Origin of the sequence: Cobetia sp. SIMBA_158 (assembly GCF_046566945.1) — a bacterium.
Taxonomy (GTDB): domain Bacteria; phylum Pseudomonadota; class Gammaproteobacteria; order Pseudomonadales; family Halomonadaceae; genus Cobetia; species Cobetia amphilecti.
In genome coordinates this window covers 1-276 of the sequence record NZ_JAWJYL010000305.1, presented here as the reverse complement: position 1 = coordinate 276, position 276 = coordinate 1, and the positions used below count along the sequence as shown (strand labels likewise).

The window sequence follows — 276 nt, the reverse complement described above, 5'->3', positions numbered from 1 at the left end:
CCAGTGTTGAACGCATGCGGCTTAAGTCGCCTTCACGTGCTTTAGGGAATTTGGCATAAAGTGCATTAGCAATAACAAAACTCAAAATTGAGTCGCCTAAAAACTCCAAGCGCTCGTTATGCTGACCTTTGTGACTGCGGTGCGTCATTGCCTGTTCAAGTAAACCTTGATCAGAAAACTCGTAGCCGATTTTGTTGTATAACTCTGTTACATTTTTTTTCATTGTTACTGAATATTACCTAGGCGTTCAAAGCGAACACCAGTTGGAACCCATCC

General features: G+C 42.4%; 1 protein-coding gene. It reads right to left on the bottom strand.

The window, feature by feature from the left end; all coding sequences use genetic code 11:
- Positions 1–223 (bottom strand): ribonuclease III domain-containing protein (locus tag R2R70_RS20075; RefSeq protein WP_410978910.1); only part of this gene is annotated, 223 nt, incomplete at its 3' end.
- Positions 224–276 lie beyond the last annotated feature (53 nt).